This is a genomic window from Azohydromonas caseinilytica (assembly GCF_012927045.1).
Classification (GTDB): domain Bacteria; phylum Pseudomonadota; class Gammaproteobacteria; order Burkholderiales; family Burkholderiaceae_C; genus Azohydromonas; species Azohydromonas caseinilytica.
Map to the genome: position 1 here is coordinate 23,200 of NZ_JABBFW010000018.1, position 24,250 is coordinate 47,449.

Sequence of the window (24,250 nt, forward strand, 5' to 3'; positions counted from 1 at the left end):
CCTGGACACCCGCTCCGCCCATGAGCCGGCCCAGCCGCGCAGATTGTCTACACCGCACCTCGCAGGCATGCCGCAGGACAACCATGTACGTTGTTCTGACAACGCAGCGCCAAGGCCCTGCCCTCAGGATTCCCAGGCCTGGCGCAGCGCCTCGGCCGCAACCTGCTGGGCCAGCTTCGCTTCGGGAATGGCACGGCCCATCTTGATGAAGTCGTGCGTCAGGCCCCGATACAGCTCCAGCTCGACTGGCACGCCCGCGGCGCGCAGCTGGTCGGCATAGGCCACGCCCTCGTCCACCAGCGGATCGCACTCGGCCAGGATCACGCAGGCCGGCGCCACGCCGTCCACGTCGGCCTCCAGCGGCGCGAAGCGCCAGTCGCGCCGGTGGTGGTGCTCGATGTAGTGATCGAAGAACCAGGCGATGGCGGCCGCGTCCAGCACGAAGCCGTTGGCGAAGAGCTTGTGGCTGGCCGTGTCGGCATGCGCGGTGGTGCCGGGCGTGATCAGCAGTTGCAGCGCCAGCGCTAGCCCGCGGTCGCGCGCATGCAGGGCACACACCGCCGCCAGGGTGCCGCCAGCGCTGTCGCCGCCCACGGCCAGGCGGGAGGCGTCCAGCCCGAGCATGTGCGCCTGGGCCGCCAGCCAGTGCATCGCGGCCCAGGCGTCGTCCACCGCGGTCGGGAAGCGGTGCTCGGGCGCGAGCCGATAGTCCAGCGCCACCACCGCCCCGCCGCTGCGCAGCGCCAGCTGCCGGCACAGGCTGTCGTGCGTCCCCAGGTTGCCGATGACGAAGCCGCCACCGTGCAGGTACAGCAGCAGCGGCAGCCGCTCGTGCGAGGGTGCGTACAGCCGCGCCGGCAACGGCGTGCCGTCGGCGGCGGGAATGGTGAAGTCTTCGACCCGCGCCAGCGGCGCGCGCGGCGGGTCCAGCACCTCGGCGCGCAGCGTGTAGGCCGCGCGCGCCTCGGCCGGGGTCATGGCGTGCAGCGGCGGCGTCTTCACGCGCGCCATGCGCGCGAGCAAGCCGGCCATCTGCGGCGTGAGAAAGTGGGTGCTCAAGCGACGAGGTCCTGAATGCGACGGGCGGCGAGTATGCCCGCGCGCCCTGCCTTGGCGCCCTCAAGGAAAAAGCCCGCTGGCCTGGTGGACCAGCGGGCCACGTGCGCCGAGGTTCGCCCGGCGCACGAATTCACTGAAAAGCCGGCATCGTGTCGCCGGCAGCCCGCACCCCACGCACAGGCTCAGTGGATCAGTGAATGCTTGAGATCAGTGGAACTGCTCTTCCTCGGTGGAACCGGCCAGCGCCTTGACGCTGGAGGAACCGCCCTGGATCACCGTGGTCACGTCGTCGAAGTAACCGGCGCCCACTTCCTGCTGGTGCGACACGAAGGTGTAGCCCTTCTCGCGAGCGGCGAACTCCGGCTCCTGGACCATATTGACGTAGTGCTTCATGCCTTCGCCGCGGGCGTAAGCGTGCGCGAACTGGAAGGTGTTGAACCAGTTAATGTGGATGCCGGCCAGCGTGATGAACTGGTACTTGTAGCCCAGCGCCGACAGCTCTTCCTGGAACGAGGCGATCTGCTTGTCGTCCAGGTTCTTCTTCCAGTTGAACGAGGGCGAGCAGTTGTAGCTCAGCAGCTTGCCGGGGCAGGCGGCGTGCACGGCCTGGGCGAACTCGCGGGCGAAGCCGATGTCGGGCACGCCGGTCTCGCACCACACCAGGTCGGCGTAGGGCGCATAGGCCACGCCGCGGCTGATGGCCTGCTCCAGGCCGTTCTTGACGCGGTAGAAGCCTTCCTGCGTGCGCTCGCCGGTCAGGAAGGGCTTGTCGTTGGCGTCGTGGTCGCTCGTGATCAGGTTGGCGGCCTCGGCGTCGGTGCGGGCCAGCACGATGGTGGGCACGCCCATCACGTCGGCGGCAAAGCGCGCGGCGATCAGCTTCTCGATGGCTTCCTGGGTCGGCACCAGCACCTTGCCGCCCATGTGGCCGCACTTCTTCACGGCGGCCAGCTGGTCTTCGAAGTGCACGCCGGCGGCGCCCGCGGCGATCATGTTCTTCATCAGCTCGAAGGCGTTGAGCACGCCGCCGAAGCCGGCTTCAGCATCCGCCACGATGGGCAGGAAGTAGTCGACGAAGCCTTCGTCGCCGGGGTTGATGCCGCGCGACCACTGGATCTCGTCGGCACGCTTGAAGGTGTTGTTGATGCGGCGAACCATGGTCGGCACCGAGTCGTACGCGTACAGCGACTGGTCGGGGTACATGGTTTCGGAGGTGTTGCCGTCGGCGGCGACCTGCCAGCCCGACAGGTACACGGCTTCCAGGCCGGCCTTGGCCTGCTGCATCGCCTGGCCCGCGCTGATCGCGCCGAAGGCGTTCACGTAGCCCTTCTTGGCGCCGCCATTGACCTTCTCCCACAGCTTCTCGGCACCGCGCTGGGCCAGCGTGTACTCGGGCTGCAGGCTGCCGCGCAGACGCACCACGTCGGCGGCGCTGTAGCCGCGCTTCACGAGCTTCCAACGGGGGTTCTCGGCCCAATCCTTCTCCAGGGCGGCGATCTGCTGTTCGCGGGTCAGTTGGCTCATCGGGAGACTCCTTCTGCGGTGAGAGATGAAACAGGTGAATCGATGGCTAAAGCCTAAAGGCAGAAGCGGTCAGTCAGTAGACTTATGTCTTATATAAGACAGAAAATTTTTCCTAAATAAATCAATAACTTAATCATAATATTCCACAATGCGGCATAACATTTCCTGTCATGGGAAAAATTGCTGCGTCGCAGCACCCGTGAATTTCGCAATGCGAAACAGCGTTTTTCAGCGTGCGAAGAAGGGTCTTCCCTTAAGGGACTTCCTGAGGGTGCGCGCCGGTGCCAAGCCCCTCGGACAGCACTCGCGGGCTCACCGTGATCGGCCGTGCCGCCCTGCCGGCCGTCGAAACGGCCCCAGATGGCGGGCCACCAGCAGCGCCAGCGCGGCCAAGGCCAGCCACGGACGCAGCGACACCCGCTCCCGCTGCCGCCGCGCGTGGGCCGGGTCCTGCAGCAGCGACAGCAGTTGCGAGGCAGACTGCAGCCGCGCATAGCGCAACCCGGCCTCCTGGGACAGCCGCCGCAGATAGGGCTCGCGCAGCGCCGACAGGTGCTCGCGCCCCGGGGTGGCGCCCAGGTCCGGCGGGGCCGGGCCGGCCTCCTCCACCATGCGCTCGCCCTCGACGCTGCCGCCGCGCCCGCGGCTGAACGGCTCCACCTGCAGCACCTCGCTCGCATTCCAGAAGCCCAGCGGCCGGCCTTGCGGGTCGCTGCGTGGAATGGGCGAGAGCTGCAGCCCACCGACGCCGAGCAGCCAGCCGGCCTCGCGCCCGGACTCGGTGTCCAGCGGCGGCCGGTAGCGTGGATTGAGCGGCGGCGCCTCATGCCCGTCGGTGACGAAGACCAGCGCCGGCTGCTCCGGCAGCGCCCGCGCCAGGCGCAGCGCGCTGTTGAGCCCCTTGGCCACCTCGCTGTTGCCGCTCCAGGCCATGCGCCCATCGATGCGCGCCAGCGCCTCGCGCAGCTCCCGCAGGTGCTCGCATACCTCCAGCGGCGTGAGCAGCAGCACGCTGCGGTGCTCGGTGAACAGGCCCAGGCCGATGCGCGAGCCGCAAGGCAGCCGCCCCAGCGCGTCGTGCAGCGCCGCGCGCGCCAACGCCAGGCGCGACACCGTGCGCCCATCGAGCGGCACGTCCGCCACGTCCATGCTCTGCGTGACGTCCAGCACCACCACGGCTTCCGGCCGGGCCAGCTCCAGCGGCACCGTCACATCGAGCACTGCCAGCGCCAGCAGCAGCACCGCCGCCGGCAGCGCGCGCCGGCCGGGGCCGGGCCACCAGCGCCGGGCCTTGTCGAACCATGAGACGGCATCACCGCTCACGGCAGCCCCTGCGCCACGCCGCGCATCGTGGTGGCGGCGCGCTCGGCGTTCTGCGGCGCCGCCGCCGGGGCGATGTCCGCCGGGTCGGCATCGGGCTGCAGCCGCTGCGCGCGCTCCAGGTTGTAGCGGGCGGCCCAGTGGCCCGGGTCCTGGCGCAGCAGCTCGCGCAAGTTCTCCTTGGCCAGCTCGACCAGGGCGATGGCCTGCCCCGGCTGCTGACCGGCGCGCAGCCGCTCGGCCTCGCGCAGCAAGGCGTTGGCGGCGTTGAAGCGCGCGGCGCGGCCCAATGCGCTGTCTTCCGACTGCAGCGCGCGCCAGCCGTCCAGCGCCGCCTCGCCCTGGCCGCGGGCCGCCTGCTCGCCGGCGATGGCGAAACGCAGCGCCGCCGGCAGTTCCTGCGGAACCCGGGCCGCCTCAGGGCCCAGCACCGCCAGGACGCGCCCTTCCCGGATCAGCCCGTTCCAGCGCGACGCGCGCCACAGCGTCGAGGCGTCCAGCACCAGCGCCAGCAGCAAGACCGCCAGCAGGCCCAGCAGCCCCCGCCGGCGCGCGCGGCGGCTCAGGCCCAACGTGCGCGCTGCAGGCATTGCGCCCCCCACAACAACAGGCCCGCCCCCAGCGCCAGCGCCAGGCAGAGACCGTCCAGCCGGCGCGGCGGCAGGGTTTCGTCGAAGCTGCTGGGCAGGTCGGCCTGCCGGGCCACGTCCGCCACCGCGCGCTGCAGCGCCGCCGGATCGCCCACCTCGTAGGCCCGGTACTGCGGCCCCAGCGTGCTGAAGAAGCGATGCAGGAACACCTCCGGCACATTCGAGGCCGCCTCGGCATCGCCGCCCTCGGCCACCAGCCCCGGGCTGCCGGTGGAGCGCAGGTACAGCCAGTACAGCGACACCCGGTTGCGCCGCATGCGCTGCGTGATGCGCTCGCGCACGGCCGGCTCCAGGTGGTCGCCGCCGTCGGAGACCAGCAGCACGATGCGCGCCCCGCCAAAGCGGCGTTCGTCGAAATAGTCCAGCGCCGCCTGCACCGCCTGCCCGATGTCGGTCTCACCCAGCCCGCGCCCCACGCCGCCGGCGGCAATGGCGGCCTGCACGGCTGCGGTCCGGCCGGTGAAATCCAGCACCGGCATGGGCACCGAGCTGAAAGCCACCAGGCCGAAACGATCACCGGAACGCTGCGCCACGAATTCGGACAGCACCTCGCGCGCCACGCGGCTCTTGGCGCGTCCGCGCCCGCCGCCCTCGGCGCTGAGGCCACCGCTGCCGCCGGCGGCCCGGCTGTTGAAACCCTGGTCCATGCTGGCGCTGCGGTCCAGCAGCAGCACGATCTCGGCGCCGCGCCCCACGCGCTGCACCACCCGCTCCGGCTGCCGCAAGCCGGCCAGCGCCAGCACCAGCGCCGCGATCGCCACCGAGCCCAGCACCCGCAGTCCCAGCGCAATGGCTTGCCCCACCGGATCGGGCGGCAGCAGCGCCAGCGCGCCGTGGATCACCGGCAGCCCGCCCGGCCGCCGCCAGGGCAGCAGCGCCAGCGGCAACAGCAGCAGCCACAGCGGCTGATCCAGCGACAGGCTCACCGGACCTCCCGCTCCAGCGCGCGCGCCCGCCGGCACAGCCCCTTGAGCCAGCCCGGGTCGGGGATGTCCTCGCTCCCCGGCGCGAAGAAGCTGCGGCGCGACAGCGCGAAGAAGCGTTCCAGCTCCGGCCGCAGCGGCGCGAAGGCCGGCTTGCGGGCCAGGAATTCGTCCAGACCGGGCGCGAACAGCACTTCGCCGGCGCTGCGATTCAAGGCCTGGTGCAAGACCGCCAGCGCCTGCCGCCACTGCGCCGCGCTGGTCTCATCGGGCAGCCGGCGCAGCGTGCGCCAGGCCTGATCGAAAGGACGTTCCACCCGGCGCCCCGGCCAGCCCCAGGTTTCAAGCGCCAGCCCGCCCAGCAGCAGCACGGCGATCAGGCCTTCAGCGGCCAGCCGCGCCTTCAGAGGCTGGACCGGGATGAGCGGCGCCGGCAGGTCCGGTTGCAGGGCACCGAAGCCGCGGCGCTCGGGCGCCGGCTCCGGCACCAGCGGCGACACCATCACCGGCACACCATCCAGCCGCACGCCCTGGGGCCGCTTGCCTTCGAAGCGCAGCAGCACCGGCGGCAGCTCCAGCAGCTGCGGCGCCGGCGGCGAGCCCAGCACCTGGTAGCGCAGCGTGAGCCGGAACGTGCCACCGGGACGCCACCACGGCGGCTTTTCCCAGCGCGCCTCGCGCAGCTCGATGGCGAAGCCGGGCTTGGGCACGGGCAGCGAGGCCTCATCCAGCCGCCACCCGGCCGGGACGCTGACTTCGGCATGGCGCTCAATGAGGTCGCCGAGCTGGTAGCCGAAGGTGCGCGGCTCGATCTCGTGCAGCTGGACTGTCTGCGCCAGCGCCGGCGCCGGCGCGGTGGCCAGCAGGCCGGCGGCTACCAGTTCAACCCTGAAGGAAGTGACGCGTGACGGCATCGGCATCGAAGGCCCCCTCGATGAACAGCGGCCGCAGCCGCGCCTGGGCGAAGCAGCGCTGCAGCGCCTCGCGCCGCTCGCACCCGGCCTGCGCCCAGCGCTCGCGCAGCCCCGGCCGCCACCACAGCAGTCGCCGCGCGCCGCTTTCGGCATCCACCAGCGGCAGCAGCCCGGCCGGGCCGCGCGGCTCGAACTCGTAGCGGTCCCACAGCACCACCGGCACCACCCAGTGGCTCACGAAGGCGTCCAGCCAGCGCCTCACTTCCTCCAGCGGCACATGGAAGTCCGACACCAGGAACAGCAGCCCCCGCGAGGCACCGAGCACCGCCGCCGCCTGCGCCAGCGCCCGGCTGCCCTGGCGTTCGGGCCGCAGCGCGCGCAACTGGCTCCCCAGCGCCTCGGCCCGGCCGGCCTGGCGCGCAGGCGGCCACAGCAGCTCCTCGCGCAGGCGGTCGTCGCAGGCCACGCAGCCGAAGGGATCGCCCGTACGCCAGGCGGACCAGGCCAGGCTCCGCGCGAAGTCCGCCAGCACGTCCAGGCGCCGCGGCGCGCCGAAGGCCATGGAGGCGGAGACATCGGCGATCAGCCACACCGTCTGCGCCCGGGGCGGGCTGTGCAGCCGCACCTGCCAGCGCTGGAACGGGTCCCGCAGCGTGGCGCGCACATCCAGCCGCCGCGCGTCCGGCGCGCGCAGCCAGTCGGCATGGCCACGGAACTCCAGCCCACCCTCGCCGCCCAAGCTGCGGTGCGCGCCCGCCCGCAGGCCCTGCGCCGGCCCGGGCAGGCGGTAATGGAATTCAGGCGGCGGCTGGATCACGGCGCCGGCACCGCTTGCAGGATGGCGCGGGTGAGTTCCGGCACCAGGGTCGCGCGGCGCAGCTCGTACACCGGCTGCAGCACCAGCCGGTGCGCCATCACTTCATGGAACACCGCGCGCAGGTCCTCGGGCACCAGGTGATCGCGCCCGTCCAGCCAAGCCGCCACGCGCGCGGCGCGCAGCAGCATGCTCATGCCGCGCGGACTGGCGCCGGCCATCAGCAGCGCCGACGGGTCCACGGCCTCCTGCGCCAGCCGCACCCCGTGCCGGCCTGGTTGCTCACTCGCCCGCCACAACGCCAAGGCGTAGCGGCGCAATGTCGGAGAAGCCTGTATGTGGCCTTGGATGGCGGCAGCCAGAGCGCCCAGCTCGCGGTGCCGCACCAGGCCCGAGGGCAGCGTTTCGACCAGTGCGTCGGTGTCGTGGAAGCGCGGGTCGAACACCAGCGCCTCGCGCTCGAGCTCGTCGGCAGGCGTGTCGATGGTGATTTCCATCAAAAACCTGTCCCGCGCCGCCACGGCCAGTTCAAAGGTTTCCTCGCGCTCGACGCGGTTGCGGTCCGCGAAGACCAGCAAGTGGGGCAGCTGAAACTCGCGATTGAAGGCCGAGACGCTGCGCTCGGCCATGGCGCGCAGCAGCAGCGAGTGCACCTGCGGGCGGGCGCGGTTGATCTCGTTGAAGAAGAAGATCGCCAGTTCGCCGCCCTGCGCGATGAGCGGGCCCGGGTCCACGGCCGGACGCCCGTCGGCGCCGATATGGGTGTGGTAGACCAGATCGGCGGGCATCAGGTCGATGGTGCCTTCCACCCGCGCGAAGGCGCCGCCCACCGCGCGCGCGAAGGCGCGCAGCAGCGTGGTCTTGCCCACGCCCACGTCGCCCTGCAGCAGCACGTGGCCGCGCGCGAAGACGGCGATGTTCACCAGGCGGATGGCGCGCGCCTGGCCCACCACCACGCGGGCCACTTCGCGCTCCAGCGCCAGCGCCTGCTCACGCTGCGCCGCCAGCCAGCCCAGGTCCAGCGCCATGCCTGCTCCTTGCGCGGTTTTCGCAAGCACGAGGATGCCCGCGCAACCGTCGTGGCGATCCCCCATCGGGGCGATGACCCGGGCCGGCGCAGGGTCGCGCCCGCGCCCCTGGTTGCGTCAAGCCCGAGCGCCGGACCGGCTGCGGCATCCCCCTTTCGAGGAATAGACTGGTATGGCCCGCGGCTGCAGGCGCCGCGCTTCTTGAAGAGCTCATGACCACTGACCGCACCACCGACACTTCTTCCCTCGACGCCCACTGGATGCCCTTCACTGCCAACCGGCAGTTCAAGCAGGCGCCGCGCATGCTGGCCCGCGCTGAAGGCATGCATTACTGGACGCCCGAAGGACGGCAGGTGCTCGATGGGGTGGCCGGGTTGTGGTGCGTCAACGCCGGGCATGCGCGACCACGGATCGTGCAGGCCATCGCCCAGCAGGCGGCCACGCTGGACTACGCGCCGCCGTTCCAGATGGGCCATCCGCAGGCCTTCGAGCTGGCCGAGGAACTGGTCAAGCTCACGCCGCCCGGGCTGGACCGCGTGTTCTTCACCAACTCCGGCTCCGAGTCGGTGGAGACGGCGCTGAAGATGGCACTGGCCTACCACCGCGTGCGCGGCGAGGGCAGCCGCACCCGGCTCATCGGCCGCGAGCGCGGCTACCACGGCGTGAACTTCGGCGGCATCTCGGTGGGCGGCATCGTTGGCAACCGCAAGCTGTTCGGCACGCTGCTCGCCGGCGTGGACCACCTGCGCCACACCCACGACCCGGCGCGCAACGCCTTCAGCTTCGGCCAGCCCGCGCATGGCGCCGAGCTGGCCGACGACCTGGAGCGGCTGTGCGCGCTGCACGACCCCAGCACCATCGCCGCAGTGATCGTCGAGCCCGTGGCCGGCTCCACCGGCGTGCTGCTGCCGCCGGTGGGCTACCTGCAGCGGCTGCGTGAGATCTGCGACCGCCACGGCATCCTGCTCATCTTCGACGAGGTCATCACCGGCTTCGGCCGCACTGGCCAGCCTTTCGCGGCGCAGACCTTCGGCGTCACGCCCGATCTGATGACGGTGGCCAAGGGCCTGAGCAATGGCTGCGTGCCCATGGGCGCCGTGCTGGCCAAGCGCGAGATCCACGACGCCTTCATGCACGGCCCGGAACAGCTCATCGAGTTCCCGCACGGCTACACCTACTCGGCGCACCCGCTGGCGTGCGCGGCGGCGCTGGCCACGCTGCAGACCTACGAGGAGGAAAACCTGCTCACCCGCGCCAGCGAACTGCACGACTACTTCGGCCAGGCGCTGCACTCGCTCCGGGACCTGCCGCTGGTGGTGGACGTGCGCCACATCGGCCTGGTCGGCGGCATCGAGCTCACGCCCATCCCCGACGCGCCGGCCAAGCGCGCCTTCAACGTGTTCCTGGACTGCTGGGAGCAAGGCGTGCTGATCCGCACCACCGGCGACACCATCGCGCTGTCGCCACCCCTGATCATCGAGAAGAGCCACATCGACCGCATCGTGGACACGCTGGCCGGCGCCCTGCGCCGCGCGGCATGAGCTGCGCCGGCGACAGAAGCTCCTCCCCGCCGGTCGTGCTCGTGCCGGCGTGCAACCGGGTGCTGGGCCAGCACCCCTTCCATGTCGCCGGCGCCAAGTACGTGGCCGCCGTGCGGCTGGCTGGGGCGCTGCCGCTGGTGGTGCCCGACGCGGCGCCGGAGGAGCTCGACGCCCTGCTCGACCTGGCCGACGGCGTGCTGCTCACGGGCTCGCCGTCCAACGTGCATCCCCGCCATTTCGGCGAGCCGGTGCACGACACCACGCTGCCGCTGGACCCCCGGCGCGACGCCTGGACCCTGCCCTTCATCCTCAAGCTGATCGAGCGTCGCCTGCCGCTGCTGGCCATCTGCCGCGGCGCGCAGGAGCTCAACGTGGCGCTGGGCGGCAGCCTGCACCAGGCGGTGCACTCGCTCCCGGGCTACGCCGACCACCGCGGCCAGGGCGAGACGGCCGAGGCGCAGTACGCGCTGGCGCATGAGGTGCACGTGGAGCCCGGCGGGCTGCTGCAGGCGGTGGTGCAGGAGGAGGCCTTCCGCGTCAACTCGGTGCACGGCCAGGCGGTGAACCGCCTCGCTTCCGGGCTGCGCGTGGAGGCGCGCGCGCCGGACGGCCTGGTCGAGGCCTTCTCGGTGCATGGCATGGATTTCGCGCTGGCGGTGCAGTGGCACCCGGAGTGGCAGGCCCCGAACAACCCGATCTCGATGCGGCTGCTGCAGGCCTTCGGCCACGCATGCCGGCAACAAGCGGCCCGACGCCGCGACCAGCAGGAGGGATGAGTGATGTCAGGACGCGACAACTTCACCTACAGCGACCTGGAGCAGTGGCTGGACCAGCAGCGCGTCACGGAGATCGAGTGCCTGGTGCCCGATCTCACCGGCGTGGCGCGCGGCAAGATCCTGCCGCGCCAGAAGTTCACCGAGGATCGCGGCATGCGGCTGCCGGAGGTCGTGGTGGCCATGGGCGTGACGGGCGAGTTCCCTGAAGAGGGGCCCTATTACGACGTCATCACGCCCACCGACCGCGACATGCACCTGCGCCCCGACCCGGCCACGGTGCGCATCGTGCCCTGGGCCACGGACCCGACGGCGCAGGTCATCCACGACTGCTTTGACCGCGACGGCCGCCTCGTGCCCTTCGCGCCGCGCTCGGTGCTGCGCCGGGTGTGCGAGCTGTTCAAGGCCGAGGGCCTGGAGCCGGTGGTGGCGCCGGAACTGGAGTTCTACCTGGTGGCGCGCAACACCGACCCGGACATGCCACTGAAGCCGCCGATCGGGCGCAGCGGCCGGGCCGAGACCTCGCGGCAGGCCTACTCCATCGACGCGGTCAACGAGTTCGACCCGCTGTTCGAGGACGTCTACGACTACTGCGAAAAAATGGAGCTGAACGTGGACACGCTGATCCACGAGATCGGCGCGGGCCAGATGGAGATCAACTTCTTCCACGGCTACCCGCTGGCGCTGGCCGACGAGGTGTTCTTCTTCAAGCGCACGGTGCGCGAGGCGGCGATGCGGCACGACATGTTCGCCACCTTCATGGCCAAGCCCATCGCCGGCGAGCCCGGCAGCGCCATGCACGTGCACCAGAGCATCCTGCGCCAGGACACGCGGCAGAACCTGTTCAGCAACCCCGACGGCAGCCCCAGCCGCGAGTTCTACTGGTACATCGGCGGGCTGCAGAAGTACGTGCCGGCGGCCATGGCGCTGTTCGCGCCCTACGTCAACAGCTACCGGCGCCTGGCGCGCTTCACGGCCGCGCCCATCAACATCCAGTGGGGCACCGACAACCGCACCGTGGGCATCCGCTCGCCGGTGGCGCCGCCGGCGGCGCGGCGCGTGGAAAACCGCGTCATCGGCGCCGATGCCAACCCGTATGTGGCGCTGGCGGCCACGCTGGCCTGCGGCTACCTGGGCATCAAGAACCGCATCGAGCCCACGCCCGAGTGCAAGGGCGACGCCTACCTAGGCGACTACGCGCTGCCGCGCAGCCTGGGCGAGGCGCTGGAGAAGCTGCGCGCCGAAGAGGCGCTGGCCGAGGTGCTGGGCAGTGACTTCATCACCGTCTACGCCGAGGTCAAGGAAACCGAATTCGCCGAGTTCATGAAGGTGATCTCGCCCTGGGAGCGCGAGCACCTGCTGCTGCACGTCTAAGAAACGAGGAGGAACGCCCATGACCGAATCGCTCTACCGCGGACGCACCACCCGGGATTGGCAGGCCGCCGACGCCGCCCACTTCCTGCACCCCTTCACCGACTTCAAGGCGCTGGCCGCGCGCGGCGCGCGCATCGTCACGCGCGGCGAAGGCATTTATCTCTGGGACAGTGAGGGCCAGCGCATCTTCGACGCCATGTCGGGCCTGTGGTGCGTGAACGTGGGCTACCGGCAACAGCCGCTGATCGACGCGGCCACGCGCCAGATGCAGGAGCTGCCCTTCTACAACGCCTTCTTCCAGACCAGCACGCCGCCGGCCATCGAGCTGGCCGAGCTGCTGGCCGAGCTGGCGCCGCCGCAGTTCCAGCATGTCTTCTTCGCCGGCTCGGGCTCGGAGAGCAACGACACCATCGTGCGCATGGTGCGCCGCTACTGGGCGCTGATGGGCCAGCCGCAGCGCCAGGTGATCATCAGCCGCTGGAACGGCTACCACGGCTCGACCATGGCCGGCGCCTCGCTGGGCGGCATGCCGGGCATGCACGAACAGGGCGGGCTGCCCATTCCCGGCATCGTCCACATCCACCAGCCGCACTGGTGGGAGCATGGCCGGCGCCTGGGGCTGTCGCGCGAGCAGTTCGGCTTGCAGGCCGCGCAGTGGCTGGAGGACAAGATCCTGGAAGTCGGCCCGGAGAACGTGGCCGCCTTCATCGGCGAGCCGGTGCAGGGCGCGGGCGGCGTGATCGTGCCGCCCGAGAGCTACTGGCCGGAGATCCAGCGCATCTGCGACCGCTACGGCATCCTGCTGGTCAGCGACGAGGTCATCACCGGCTTCGGCCGCACCGGCCAGTGGTTCGGCTGCGAGCGCTTCGGCACCCGGCCCGACCTCATCACCTTCGCCAAGGGCGTGACCAGCGGCTACGTGCCGCTGGGCGGCGTGATGGTGGGGCAGCGCGTGGCACAGGTGCTGATCGAGAAAGGCGGCGAGTTCACCCACGGCTACACCTACTCCGGCCACCCCGTGGCCTGCGCCGTGGGCGTGGCCAACCTCAGGCTGATCCGGGAGCTGAAGCTGGTCGAGCGCGTGCGCGACGAGACCGGCCCCTACATGGCCGAGCTGTACCGGCAGTTGCAGGAGCACCCGCTGGTGGGCGAGGTGCAGAGCTGTGGGCTGATGGGCGCGCTGACGCTGGTGCGCGACAAGGGCACCAATGAGCCCTTCGCGCCGGAGATCGACATCGCCATGGTCTGCCGCGGCCATTGCTTTGGCAACGGCCTGATCATGCGTGCCGTGGGCGACCGCATGATCGTCGCGCCGCCGCTGGTGGTGACGCGGGCGCAGCTCGACGAGATGGCGGCGCTGATCCAGCGCTGCCTGGACCTGACCCTGGCCGACGCCACGCGCAACGGCTGGCTCTGAAGGCCTGCATCGGGAAAGGAACGCGCATGAACCGCCCCGCCATCGACTGGCATGCCCGCGCCGCCGAGGTGCGTCCGGACGGCCGCTGCTTCATTGACGGCCAGCGCCGCGACGCGGTTGCCGGCGAAACCACCGAGAAACACTCGCCGGTGGACGGCCGGCGCCTGGGCGCGGTGGCGCGCGGGCGCGAGGCCGACATCGACGCCGCGGTGCGAAGCGCCCGCGCCGCCTTCGAAGACCGGCGCTGGGCCAGCCAGCCGCCCGCGGCGCGCAAGAAGGTGCTGCAGCGCTTCGCCGAAGCCGTGCTGGCAGCGCGCGAGGAGCTGGCGCTGCTGGAGACGCTGGACATGGGCAAGCCCATCGGCCATGCGCTGACGGTGGACGTGCCGGCCACGGCGCGCTGCATCGCCTGGTACGCCGAGGCGCTGGACAAGCGCTACGACGAGATCGCGCCCACGCCGGAGACGGCGCTGGCGCTGATCACGCGCGAGCCTGTCGGCGTGGTCGGGGCCATCGTGCCCTGGAACTACCCGATGATCATGGCGGCCTGGAAGATCGCGCCGGCGCTGGCCACCGGCAACTCGCTGGTGCTCAAGCCCAGCGAGAAGTCCCCGTTCACCGCGCTGCGGCTGGCCGAGCTGGCCGTGGAGGCCGGGCTGCCGCCGGGCGTGTTCAACGTCGTGCCGGGGCACGGCGGCGAGGCCGGCGAGGCGTTGGCGCTGCACATGGACGTGGACGCCATCGGCTTCACCGGCTCCACGCGCACCGGGCGGCGCATGCTGGAGTACGCCGGGCGCAGCAATCTGAAACGCGTGTTCAACGAGCTGGGCGGCAAGTCGGCCTTCATCGTGTTTCCGGACTGCGCCGACCTGGCCCGCGCCGCCGCCACCGCGGCGGGCAGCATGTTCTTCAACCAGGGCGAGAGCTGCAATGCGCCCTCGCGCCTGCTGGTGCACGAGGACATCGCCGAGCGCTTCACCGAGCTGCTGGCAGCGCAGCTGCCGCGCTACCAGCCGGGCGACCCGCTGCAGCCGGGCACGGCCATGGGCGCGATCGTGGACGACATCCAGCTGCGCACGGTGCTGGGCTACATCGAGGCGGGCCAGTCCGAGGGCGCGCAGCTGGTGGCCGGCGGGCGCCAGGCCCGGCCGGACAGCGGCGGCCACTACGTCGAGCCGACGATCTTTGTTGGCGTGAACCACGGCATGCGCATTGCGCAGGAGGAAATCTTCGGGCCGGTCGTGGGCGTGCTGCGCTTCCGGGACGAGGCCGAGGCGGTGCGCATTGCCAACGGCACGCCCTACGGGCTGCAGGCCAGCGTCTGGAGCGACCACCTGAGCCGGGCGCACCGGGTGGCACGCGCCTTGCGGGCGGGCACCGTGCATGTCAACCAGTACGACGAGGATGACATCACCGTGCCTTTCGGTGGCTTCAAGCAGAGCGGCAACGGGCGGGACAAATCGCTGCACGCCTTCGACAAGTACACCGAGCTCAAGACCACCTGGCTGCGCATCGACGCCGCCGACAGCTGACGGAGCACACCCATGCGGGACCTGCGCGAGCGCTTGAAGAAGCAGGGCATCCACACCCTGCTGGTGCAGTTCACCGACCTGCACGGGGCCGCGCGCGGCCGCTTCGTGCCGCTGGCGCACCTGGACGACGTGCTCACCGACGGCGCCGGTTTTGCCGGCCCGGCCATCTGGGGCAGCGCCCTGCCGCGCACCGGCGAGCGCGCCCGCTACCACGCGCGCGGGCAGGCCAGCTCCATCGTTGCCCTGCCCTGGCTGCCCGGCGTGGCGCGCATCGTGGCCGACGGCTTCGTCGCCGGTGAGCCCTTCGACGCCGATCCGCGCCAGGTGCTGCGCCGCGCGCTGGCGCCGCTGGAGGAGCAGGGCTGGATGCTGCGCGTGGGACTGGAGCCGGAGTTCTTCCTGCTGCGCCGCGAGGGCGAGTCCTTCGTCCCGGCGGACGCGCGCGAACGGCTGGACAAACCCTGCTACGACCTGAAGACGCTGCCGCGCCAGGCCGGCTACCTGCACGAGCTGCGCGAGGCGCTGGAGCGCTGCGGGCTGGACGTGATGCAGCTGGAGCATGCCGAGGCGCCGGGGCAGTACGAGGTCAATTTCGGCCACACCGACGCTCTCGCCTGCGCCGACCAGCTGATGCTGTTCAAGCAGGCGGCGCATGCCATCGCGCAGCAGCACGACATGCTGTTCTCGCTGATGCCAAAACCGTTTGCCGACCAGGCGGGCAGCGACATGCACGTGCATGTCTCGCTGTGGGAAGGCGAAGGCGTGGATGCGCGCAGCCTGTTCACGCCGCACCTGCCCGATGGCGCGGTGGACCGCACCCGCACGCTGTCCACACTGGGCCGGCATTTCGTGGCCGGCGTGCTGGCGCACAGCGCCGCGCTGTGCGCGCTGGCCGCGCCGACGGTGAACTCGTACAAGCGATTGCGCCCCACGCTCAACGGCCCGGGCTACGCGCCCAAGTACGTCGCCCAGGGTCCGGACAACCGCACGGCGCTGGTGCGGACGCTGCATGGACGCTTCGAGTGGCGGCTGCCGGACGCCAGCGCCAACCCCTACCTGATGCTGGCCGGGATGGTGGCGGCGGGCCTCGACGGCATCGAGCGCCGGCTCGACCCGGGCCCGGACGTGGACATCGACCTGCTGGAAGCCTCGCCTCAAACCCTGGCCGAACTGGGCCTGCGCACGCTGCCCCACAGCCTGGCGCAGGCGCTGGACGCGCTGGAGGGGGACGAGGTGCTGGTCAATGCGCTGTCGTCCTCACTGGTGCGCGAGTTCGTGCGGCTCAAGCGGCAGGAATGGGCCGAATATGCGCGGCATGTCAGCGCTTGGGAATTGTTGAGGTATGTGGATGCGTTTTGATTTTGACGCAATGAGGTATTTGCAGGAATATCAATTTATTTCACCGGATTTTGAAAGCGGCGACGAGCTTGAATTCATTTCCCACGCTTGACCCATTACTCACTCGGCAGCCCATGATTTCACATACTCCGGCACGGTTCCACATGGACTGTGGTCAGCGCGGATCGGCATTCCCCGCCGGGTCATGAGAGGCAATATGCCAGCCCACACGGGAAGATCGATATCCTCTTCCTTGTCCGCTGGCTCTGAATCGCTGACCTTGACCGCCGTTTCCGTGAGCGGCATCCGCATCAGGCTGGTGGCGGCAAGCTCCTTGAAATTACCCCGGCGGGCTTCGTCCTTGCGGCCGGTGGCGATTTTTTCCATGAACATATCCAGCGCCTCCAGCTTCTCATCCTGGCCATGGATTTCCTGGAAGTGTCCATAAGCCACCGCCGACCGATAATTCATCGAATGGCTGAAGGCCGATTTGGCCAGCACCAGCCCATCAAGCAGCGTGATGGCCACCGACACCTGCACGCCGGATTTCAGCGCCTTGATCAGCCGGCTGCCGTTGGAGCCGTGGATGTAGAGATATTCGCCCTGCCGCCAGTGCGCCGTCGGAATGCAATGGGTGCCATCCTCCACTGAAAACGCGATATGGCAGACGTAGGATTCATCGACGATGGCGTGCAGCATGCTCCGCTCATGGTTGGCAAGCTCGGGCAGGCGGCGAACCCGGGTTCGGGCGGAGGTGGTTGGCATGGTGGGTCCGTTATTGGAGTTTTGGAATATTTTGACTTCAGCGGTCACGGGCGCGTCAAGAGACAAAAAACCCGACCGGGCGCCACTTTCAGTGGTGGACCTCCGCAGCCAACGGCAAATCGTATGCGCTGGCGCGGCCGGCTCTGAGTTATCCACCGCTTCCGCAATGCACTGCGTGACGCAGTTCACAATCCCATTAATGCACACCCAATTGATCCTGTTGCAGGATCGACTCCCCATTCTCATTTATTGCCATTTCCGGCCGGAATTTTGTTGAGCCTCGAAACCGCCTTGCCAGCAGGCGCACAGGCCTTTTCAAAGGAAGCGGTTTTTCACAGCCAACTCGTTGACCGGGCAGCCCGCTGCCCTGGAGCATTGCCGGGGTCACTGGCGCTGCGGGCAAAGCCGTCCCGCCCCTGAGGCACACTCCCCCGCCTACCCGCTGTTCCCCAGGCCGCCGTCTTGAAGTCCTCGCCTCCCTCCTCGCGCCCCGCCACCCACCTGCCCCTCATCTCCTGCCTCTCGCTGGCCGCCAGCATGGCCCTGGTCGGCAGCTATGTGGGGCTGTCGAAGCTGCTGGTGGCGGTGTTCCCGGTGTTCCTGCTGGCGTGGCTGCGCTTCGGCATCGCGGCGGTGGCGATGGCGGGATGGGTCAGGCGGCCGGTGGATGAGCCCACGTTGGGCCCGGCCGAGAAACGCCTGCTGTTCCTGCAGAGCTTCTTCGGCAATTTCATGTTCTCCATCTGCATGCTCTTCGGCGTGCAGGCCACCTCGGCGCTGGCCGCGGGCGTGACCATGGCCGGCATCCCAGCGGCGGTTGCGCTGCTGTCCTGGGCGCTGCTCAAGGAGCGCATCACGCCGCGCTCGGCGCTGGGCATCGCCTGCGCCGTGGGCGGCATTGCGCTGCTGGCCTTCGCGCGCAATGCGCCGGGCACGGCGTCCGCCCCCTGGTGGGGCTATGCCCTGCTGCTGGCAGCGGTGCTGTGCGAGGCCAGCTACGTGGTGATCGGCAAGCGGCTCACGGCCAGCCTGTCGCCGCGGCGCATCAGCGCGCTCATCAACGTCTGGGGCCTGCTGCTGGTGACGCCCTTCGGGCTGTGGCAGGCGCTGTCCTTCGACTTCGCCCAGGTCACGCCCGCCTCCTGGGCGCTGCTGGTGTTCTACGCGCTGGCGGCCAGCATGGTCAGCGTCTGGCTCTGGATGCAGGGCCTCAAGGGCGTGCCGGCGCAGCAGGCCGGGGTGTTCACGGTGATGCTGCCGCTCTCGGCCGCCGCCATCGGCGTGCTGCTGCTGGGCGAGCACATGACGGCGGGGCACGCCGTGGCCTGCGCACTGGCCCTGGCCGGGCTGCTGCTGGCGACCTGGCCGGCGCGCGCCACGCCTACAGCTGCGCCCGCATCAGCGCGGCCGCGTGCTCGATGAGCTTCTCGCGCGCCGGCCGGTGCCGCCAGGCCTGCAGCGTCACCGGGCGGGCGCGCTGCCAGTCGCGCTCGAAGACCTCGATCAGCCGCTGCGCGAAGGCCGCGTCCATCACGTTCAGGTTGGCCTCGTCGTTGAGCTTGAAGCTGCGGTTGTCGAAGTTGGTGGAGCCCACCGACACCAGCAGCCCGTCCACCACCAGCACCTTGCAATGGAACATCGTCGGCTGGAACTCGGCGATCTCCACGCCCGCCTCCAGCAGCGGGCCCCAGCGCGCCCGTGACGCGCGCCGCACGGTGGCGGTGTCGATGAAGCGCCCCGGCGTGATGATGCGCACCCGCACGCCGCGCTTGCGGGCGTCCACCAGCGCCTGCACCGCGAGGTGGTCCGGCACGAAGTAGCTGCTGGAGAGGTGGATGGTGTGGCGCGCCGCCGTGATGGACATCAGGTACATCAGGTGCATGCTCTCGCTGCCGCCCGTGGGCGAGCTGCTGAACATCTGCGCCGGCTGGTCGCCGTTGGGGTACAGCGCCGGAAAGTAGGCCTCGCCGTGCAGCACGCGGCCGGTGGCCTTGATCCAGTTGTCGGTGAACACCGCCTGCATCTGCGCCACCACGGGGCCCTTGACGCAGAAATGCGTGTCGCGCCAGTGGTGCTCGTCCTGGGCGTGGCCCTGCCACTCGTCGGCGATGCCCACGCCGCCGGTGAAGCCGATGCGCCCGTCCACCACCAGCACCTTGCGGTGCGTGCGCTGGTTCAGCCGCGCCAGGTGCGACCAGTGCGGCTTGTGGTAGCGCTCGACCTCGACGCCGGCTTCCTTCATCTGTTCGAGGTAGCGGTCCTCCATCTTGAAGCTGCCCACCCAGTCCAGCAGCACATGGACCTTGACGCCGGCCCGGGCCCGCTCGGACAGGACCTCGGCGAATTGGTCGCCGATCTGGCCGGACCAGTAGATGAAGGTTTCAAACGTCAGGCTGCGCTGCGCGCCGCGCATGGCCTCCAGCATGGCCGGGAAGATCTGATCGCCGTTGACCAGCTCCCGCACATGGTTGCCTTCGAGCATCGGCGGGCCCAGCAGCACGCTCATGGAGCGGCGGAACTGCGGGTCGTCGGTGTCGTAGAGCCGCTCCAGCTGCTCCTGGATGCGCCGCTCGCCCGACATCAGGTTCATGGCCACGAAGGACACGGCCAACGTGCCCAGCACGCTCAGCAGCACCACGGTCCAGGTCGCCATGGCTCAGCCGCTCCGTGACGGGGAAAGGGGCCACTGGGCTGTTCTTTTCACTGCACCTCCGCTGTCCAGCGGCCGCCCCCGTGGCGGCCAGCGCGGAGTGTGTCAGCGCGCGCCGTGCCCGGCCATGCGGCGCGTCCCGGCTCTGGAGGGGCGATTGAAAGGCTCAGGCCCTCCCCGTGTGCGGGTCGGTGCGCGGAGCCGCGTCCGGCGCCGGGGCCCGCCCCAGGCGGCGCTGTCAGGCCGGCTCGGAAACCGGCTGGGCGGCGGGCCGCTGCGCTTGGCGCCACACCGCCTGCGGCGGCTCGTGCTTGAGGCGGTGGTCACTCCACACCTGGCGCCAGCGCCGCGCGCCGGGCATGCCGTTCCACAGGCCCAGCATGTGGCGCGCGACATGCGACCAGGCCACCCCGTTGGACGCCTGCCGCGCCATGTACTCGACCATCAGCTTCTCGATGTCGGCCCGATCCCGCTCGGCGGGTGCGTCGCCGAAGAAGCGCTCGTCCCAGCGCGCCATGCTCCAGGGCTCGTGGTAGGCCTGCCGGCCCACCATCACGCCGTCCACGTGGCGCAGGTGCTCGGCGATCTCGTCGTCGCCCTTCACGCCGCCGTTGAGCACGATGGTGAGCCCTGGGAAGTCGCGCTTGAGCTGATAGGCGAACTCGTAGCGCAGCGGCGGCACTTCGCGGTTTTCCTTGGGGCTCAGGCCCTGCAGCCAGGCATTGCGGGCGTGGACGATGAACACCTCACAGCCGGCCTCGGCCACGGCGCCCACGAAGTCGCGCACGAAGTCGTAGGACTCGATGCGGTCGATGCCGATGCGGTGCTTGACCGTCACCGGGATGTCCACCGCGTCACGCATGGCTTTCACGCCCTGGGCGACGAGGTCCGCCTCGGCCATGAGGCAGGCCCCGAAGGCGCCGCGCTGCACGCGCTCGCTGGGACAGCCGCAATTGAGGTTGACCTCGTCGTAGCCCCAGTCCTGCGCGAGCCGGGCGCAGGCGGCCAGATCGGCGGGCTCGCTGCCGCCGAGCTGCAGCGCCAGCGGGTGCTCCTCGGGATTGAAGTCGAGGTGGCGGGGCCGGTCACCGTGCAGCAGCGCACCGGTGGTCACCATCTCGGTGTAGAGCCGGGTGTGGCGCGTGATGAGGCGGTGAAAGTAGCGGCAGTGGCGGTCGGTCCAGTCCAGCATGGGGGCCACCGACAGACGCCAGGGGCTCAGACTTTCGTTAAGTGCTTGATTCATTTGAATGGCTGGCCCAGGCCGGCTCCAAGAGGCGGGCCGGATTGTATTGAGCGAGCCCAGAACCTTCCCGAGCGAGGCCATGGCCAGGAGACGGACACTGCCGCGGCCCATGGCACACGGGCATCACACCGCGCTTCCGGTACCCAACAGGGGCGCTGGTCAACAATGCTTGCGGCCCGAAGCCCCGCTCAATGGATGACTCGGGCATCCAGCCGCTTGCGCTCGGACAGCTTGCCCCGGCTGGCGTCGTTGATCCTGGCCACCTGGCGGCCCCTGGGAAGCTCGATCGTCACGCTGGAGTCGATGTCGACATACTGATAGGTCATCACGCCGGCTCCGTCCCTGTTTTCAATATCGAAAACCGGCTCGTCCAAATCTGGACGCCTTATCTTGATCGTGGCTCCCCCTGTGATTTCAAAACCACGCCCAGAACCGGCGCTGGCCCCACCTCAACCTTTTGACTTGAATATCTGGTTGTCAATTTCGTAATAACCACCAACTATTTTCAAGCCGCCATAGCAGGCTCGGTTATTCCAGGAAAGGTATTTTGCCCCCCGCACGTCGCATTCAGTCAGCTCGACCGTGATGAGGCTGGACACTTTCATGTTGGCCACGACCGTGGGTTGCGACAGCTCGGCACTGCCCCACAGCGAGGGCGATGGCGAGAAGGTGGCGCGGCAACGCTGGTAGCTCACCGCCGACTTGCCGAACGCGGCGGGGCCATTGATATGCAGTGCGGTGCGTAGACCACGCGCCATCACCTTGTTGCACTCCAGTACCGCTGTTCCTGTCCCGGAATGGTGGGTCAGGCCGACCGAGGCACAGTTCTCCACCTGGGTGTCATTGACATAGACATGGGAACTCATGCTGCTGAACGCAGAGCCCAGGAAATTGGCGCTCCCGTTGGCGTAAGCGTCCTTGTAGACGCCGCCGTTGACGCGAATGATGACATCGGCGTCATCGGCGGCAACACAGCTCTTGCTGCCATAAGCGGCCCCTCCTTTGTCGGAGCGGCAATCGTTCAGAACCAGCTCGTGTTTCGAAAAACCTGAAACGCTGGCATTGCCGCACCAGGAATCGGCGGCGAATGCGGCATATCCAAGGGACTATGGAGATGAATAACAGGCCGTCAGCTGGACGTCGTCCGAGCTGCAGACATAGAAGGAAGCGCATGAGCCGCAAAGCTCGAATCTGCAGTTGGTGCCACGGATATTTTCCGAGCGGATGACGACCAGGGCATGGCCACCGTTTTGCGCCAGGAACACCCGGCGTGCCTCCGGGCCAAGCTTGGCCGAGGCGTCCGCGTCGCCCCACGACTCGCCCTTGCTGCGCAGAGTCACGTCGGTGAGGCTGATGCGCTTGCAGCCATCAATGGTGAGCGTGGAAGGGAAACGGCGCTTGGCCGCCGAGCGGCCGGGATTCGCGGCGAAGATCGTGCCGTTGCGGATGGCGATGTCGCTCTTGCCGATCAGGCGCAGCGTAGACGAAAGCGGCACCGCGTCGCCCTCCCTGGCGCCCTCGACACTGCCGTACACGGCGTAGCTCTTGGCGCCCAGGTCGATCACGCTGCCGGAAGGCGCCGCCGTGAACATGTCGACCAAGGCGGCGGTGTCGTCACTGCGGCCATCACCCAGGGCACCGAAATCGGCCGGTCGGATCACCGAGCGTGCCTTGTCGGCAACGGAGATCACCCCAGCCGTTCCAGCCCGGGCTCCCCAGCCCAGCAGCGTGCCACCGGCTGCAGCCATGAGTGCAATAACCCGTCGCCGCAGCGGCGACCTAAGGGGCTTGTCCGGAGAAGGCAAGTCGTGCTGATTGAGTTGCATGGCTGGTGTCCTGCGTCGATGAACAGGCCTGGGCATCAAGGTCGTGGTGTCATGCCTGTCGGTCCGGGCATTCTTGCAGGGTCTTGCAGTGCCCTGAACCATGCCCGGGCATGCCGTTCAACCGGCCGCCGATCCGCCGGCTGTCGCTCCAACAGCCGGTTGGCGGTGGCACCCAGCAACGGGTCCGCGGCGCGGTGGTATTTGCCGCCCCAGTAGTTCACCACCCGCTCGTCAGGCACCTCGAACCGCTCGCCGCCGGAGTTTGCAGAATCGCTCTGGCCAAAAACAAAAGCCACCATGGTTTTTTCCGTGATGGCGGGGCGCTGAATTTCTATCTTGCCTGGATAGGCCGTGAGCTGATGGAAATGGTTCCATCGGACCGGATTTTGCGCATCGTTGCTTTTGAATCGATGCCAAGTGTTCCACACGAAAAGGAACAGCTCGTCCTGCCGCACCGCCGAGCGCATGCCCAGCAGCAAGGCCAGCAGGGCGAGCAGCAGGCCCAGTGCGGCGACCAGGAGACAGGTGGACCAGGCGCCTTTCATGGCCAGCGAGCGCAGTGGAGGTCAACCGATGCGGGCGTGGTGGCAGCCGTGCGCCTCAGGCCCGGGAATGCAGCTTGGCGTCCGGCGCGGGTGTGGGAGCCCCACCCTGCCTCAACCCCAGCGCCGCATCCAGCGCCAGCGCGCCCAGCACCAGCGTGCCGCCGGCCAGCACGGAAGGTGCCGGCGTCTCGTCCGCGCCGAGCCAGGCCCACAGCACGCCGAACAGCACTTCCAGCAGGCCCAGCAGCGACATCTCGGGCGCGTGCAGCACGCGCGACACCGCCACGCACAGCAGGCAGGGCACGGCCAGTTGCAGCGCACCCAGCAGCGCCAGCCAGGCCAGATCGGAGCCGGTGGCCTGGAAGGGAGCGGCCAGCGGCAGCGTGGCGGCGGACGAGAGCAGCGCGCCGATCAGCACCGCCGGCAGCATGTCCCCACCGCCGCCCTCCTGCGCGGCGCCGCGGCGGCGGCTGTACTGCAGCACCGTCCAATTGGTGGCCGCGGCCAGCGGCACCGCCAGCGCCACGCCGATGCCCAGCAGCGCGCGCGCGTCGCTGCGCAGCAGCTCATTGCCGTACATCCAGGCGATGCCCACGCCCGCCAGGACGATGGCGATCCAGGTGCGGGCAGCGAGCCGGTGCTGCAGCACGACCCGTGACAGCAGCGCCGTGAACAGCGGCCCCAGCGCCATGGTCACCAGCACGTTGGCGACGGTGGTGAGGGTGAGCGCCACCATGAAGGCGGTGAACATCACGCTCCAGCACAGCCCCGAGAGCCACAGCGTGCGCCCGCCGCTGCGCAGCGTTGCCCACACCGCCCGCGGCCCGCGCAGCGCCGCCAGCAGCACGCCCAGCGCCAGCGCGTTGAAGGCGCTGCGCCAGAAGGTCACCTCGAAGCTGGCCGCGCTGTCCAGCTGCCGCGTCACCACCCCCGCGATGCTCCACAGCAGGGTGACCAGGACCATGGTGACGATGCCTTGGCGGTGGGTCATAGCAGGGGCAGCTCCGAAAG

At 69.6% G+C, this 24,250-nt stretch carries 23 protein-coding genes; 7 read left to right on the top strand and 16 right to left on the bottom strand.

Annotation, left to right across the window (positions count from 1 at the left end; translation table 11 throughout):
• Positions 1–123 precede the first annotated feature (123 nt).
• From HHL10_RS20760 to HHL10_RS20795, 8 genes are all read right to left on the bottom strand, one after another.
• A complete protein-coding gene (locus HHL10_RS20760) occupies positions 124–1,032 on the bottom strand; it encodes an alpha/beta hydrolase (RefSeq protein WP_169162385.1) in 909 nt (302 codons plus the stop codon).
• A gap of 234 nt (positions 1,033–1,266) precedes the next feature.
• Positions 1,267–2,583: an isocitrate lyase gene (aceA, locus tag HHL10_RS20765; RefSeq protein WP_169162311.1), complete on the bottom strand. Its 1,317-nt coding sequence runs from the start codon at positions 2,581–2,583 to the stop codon at positions 1,267–1,269.
• 312 nt (positions 2,584–2,895) lie between these two features.
• The gene (locus tag HHL10_RS20770) at positions 2,896–3,906 is read right to left on the bottom strand and encodes a vWA domain-containing protein (RefSeq protein ID WP_169162312.1); all 1,011 of its coding nucleotides are present in this window, start codon (positions 3,904–3,906) and stop codon (positions 2,896–2,898) included.
• The gene (locus HHL10_RS20775; protein ID WP_169162313.1) at positions 3,903–4,493 is read right to left on the bottom strand and encodes an MxaK protein; all 591 of its coding nucleotides are present in this window, start codon (positions 4,491–4,493) and stop codon (positions 3,903–3,905) included. The genes HHL10_RS20770 and HHL10_RS20775 overlap by 4 nt, the downstream gene beginning before the upstream one ends.
• Positions 4,466–5,479, bottom strand: coding sequence for a vWA domain-containing protein (locus HHL10_RS20780; protein WP_205833145.1), 1,014 nt, complete (start codon positions 5,477–5,479; stop codon positions 4,466–4,468). The genes HHL10_RS20775 and HHL10_RS20780 overlap by 28 nt, the downstream gene beginning before the upstream one ends.
• Positions 5,476–6,396, bottom strand: coding sequence for a hypothetical protein (locus HHL10_RS20785; protein ID WP_169162315.1), 921 nt, complete (start codon positions 6,394–6,396; stop codon positions 5,476–5,478). Before HHL10_RS20785 ends, HHL10_RS20780 begins: the two co-directional genes overlap by 4 nt.
• Positions 6,359–7,207 (bottom strand): DUF58 domain-containing protein, encoded by an 849-nt coding sequence (locus HHL10_RS20790; protein WP_169162316.1) that lies wholly within the window; start codon positions 7,205–7,207, stop codon positions 6,359–6,361. The genes HHL10_RS20785 and HHL10_RS20790 overlap by 38 nt, the downstream gene beginning before the upstream one ends.
• Positions 7,204–8,232: an AAA family ATPase gene (locus tag HHL10_RS20795; protein WP_169162317.1), complete on the bottom strand. Its 1,029-nt coding sequence runs from the start codon at positions 8,230–8,232 to the stop codon at positions 7,204–7,206. The genes HHL10_RS20790 and HHL10_RS20795 overlap by 4 nt, the downstream gene beginning before the upstream one ends.
• Before the next feature lie 212 nt (positions 8,233–8,444).
• On the opposite strand from HHL10_RS20795, the gene aptA reads away from it, so the two are divergent.
• The 6 genes from aptA to HHL10_RS20825 are packed head-to-tail and all read left to right on the top strand — an operon-like array spanning position 8,445 to position 16,228.
• Positions 8,445–9,773 (top strand): omega-aminotransferase AptA, encoded by a 1,329-nt coding sequence (gene aptA, locus HHL10_RS20800; RefSeq protein WP_169162318.1) that lies wholly within the window; start codon positions 8,445–8,447, stop codon positions 9,771–9,773.
• The gene (locus tag HHL10_RS20805) at positions 9,770–10,549 is read left to right on the top strand and encodes a gamma-glutamyl-gamma-aminobutyrate hydrolase family protein (protein WP_169162319.1); all 780 of its coding nucleotides are present in this window, start codon (positions 9,770–9,772) and stop codon (positions 10,547–10,549) included. The genes aptA and HHL10_RS20805 overlap by 4 nt, the downstream gene beginning before the upstream one ends.
• Positions 10,550–10,552: 3 nt before the next feature.
• Positions 10,553–11,920: a glutamine synthetase family protein gene (locus tag HHL10_RS20810; protein WP_169162320.1), complete on the top strand. Its 1,368-nt coding sequence runs from the start codon at positions 10,553–10,555 to the stop codon at positions 11,918–11,920.
• A gap of 19 nt (positions 11,921–11,939) precedes the next feature.
• Complete coding sequence (locus HHL10_RS20815; RefSeq protein WP_169162321.1) at positions 11,940–13,337, top strand: aspartate aminotransferase family protein; 1,398 nt, start codon at positions 11,940–11,942, stop codon at positions 13,335–13,337.
• 26 nt (positions 13,338–13,363) lie between these two features.
• Positions 13,364–14,869, top strand: a complete 1,506-nt coding sequence (locus HHL10_RS20820) for an aldehyde dehydrogenase (protein WP_169162322.1) — start codon at positions 13,364–13,366, stop codon at positions 14,867–14,869.
• A gap of 12 nt (positions 14,870–14,881) precedes the next feature.
• Positions 14,882–16,228 carry a glutamine synthetase family protein gene (locus HHL10_RS20825; RefSeq protein WP_169162323.1) on the top strand — a complete coding sequence of 449 codons (1,347 nt, stop codon included), beginning with the start codon at positions 14,882–14,884 and terminating at the stop codon, positions 16,226–16,228.
• Positions 16,229–16,327: 99 nt separating this feature from the next.
• On the opposite strand, the gene HHL10_RS20830 is transcribed toward HHL10_RS20825, so the two are convergent.
• Positions 16,328–16,972 carry a pyridoxamine 5'-phosphate oxidase family protein gene (locus HHL10_RS20830; protein WP_169162386.1) on the bottom strand — a complete coding sequence of 215 codons (645 nt, stop codon included), beginning with the start codon at positions 16,970–16,972 and terminating at the stop codon, positions 16,328–16,330.
• A 462-nt stretch (positions 16,973–17,434) separates the two neighbouring features.
• Between HHL10_RS20830 and HHL10_RS20835 the strand changes: the two genes are divergently transcribed.
• Positions 17,435–18,394 (top strand): DMT family transporter, encoded by a 960-nt coding sequence (locus HHL10_RS20835; RefSeq protein WP_259373275.1) that lies wholly within the window; start codon positions 17,435–17,437, stop codon positions 18,392–18,394.
• Here the strand turns inward: HHL10_RS20835 and HHL10_RS20840 are convergent.
• The 7 genes from HHL10_RS20840 to HHL10_RS20870 all read right to left on the bottom strand — a co-directional run bounded on the left by HHL10_RS20840 (position 18,354) and on the right by HHL10_RS20870 (position 24,230).
• Complete coding sequence (locus HHL10_RS20840; protein ID WP_169162324.1) at positions 18,354–19,625, bottom strand: phospholipase D-like domain-containing protein; 1,272 nt, start codon at positions 19,623–19,625, stop codon at positions 18,354–18,356. The genes HHL10_RS20835 and HHL10_RS20840 overlap by 41 nt on opposite strands.
• 235 nt (positions 19,626–19,860) lie before the next feature.
• A complete protein-coding gene (gene dusA / locus HHL10_RS20845) occupies positions 19,861–20,814 on the bottom strand; it encodes a tRNA dihydrouridine(20/20a) synthase DusA (RefSeq protein WP_235971693.1) in 954 nt (317 codons plus the stop codon).
• Between the two features lie 242 nt (positions 20,815–21,056).
• On the bottom strand, positions 21,057–21,242 hold the full coding sequence (locus HHL10_RS20850) for a hypothetical protein (protein WP_169162326.1): 186 nt from the start codon (positions 21,240–21,242) through the stop codon (positions 21,057–21,059).
• Positions 21,243–21,317: 75 nt separating this feature from the next.
• Complete coding sequence (locus tag HHL10_RS20855) at positions 21,318–21,734, bottom strand: hypothetical protein (RefSeq protein WP_169162327.1); 417 nt, start codon at positions 21,732–21,734, stop codon at positions 21,318–21,320.
• Positions 21,735–21,974: 240 nt separating this feature from the next.
• The gene (locus tag HHL10_RS20860) at positions 21,975–22,694 is read right to left on the bottom strand and encodes a glycoside hydrolase family protein (RefSeq protein ID WP_169162328.1); all 720 of its coding nucleotides are present in this window, start codon (positions 22,692–22,694) and stop codon (positions 21,975–21,977) included.
• A gap of 35 nt (positions 22,695–22,729) precedes the next feature.
• Positions 22,730–23,239, bottom strand: a complete 510-nt coding sequence (locus tag HHL10_RS20865) for a hypothetical protein (RefSeq protein ID WP_169162329.1) — start codon at positions 23,237–23,239, stop codon at positions 22,730–22,732.
• Positions 23,240–23,294: 55 nt separating this feature from the next.
• A complete protein-coding gene (locus HHL10_RS20870; protein WP_169162330.1) occupies positions 23,295–24,230 on the bottom strand; it encodes a DMT family transporter in 936 nt (311 codons plus the stop codon).
• Between the last annotated feature and the right edge of the window lie 20 nt (positions 24,231–24,250).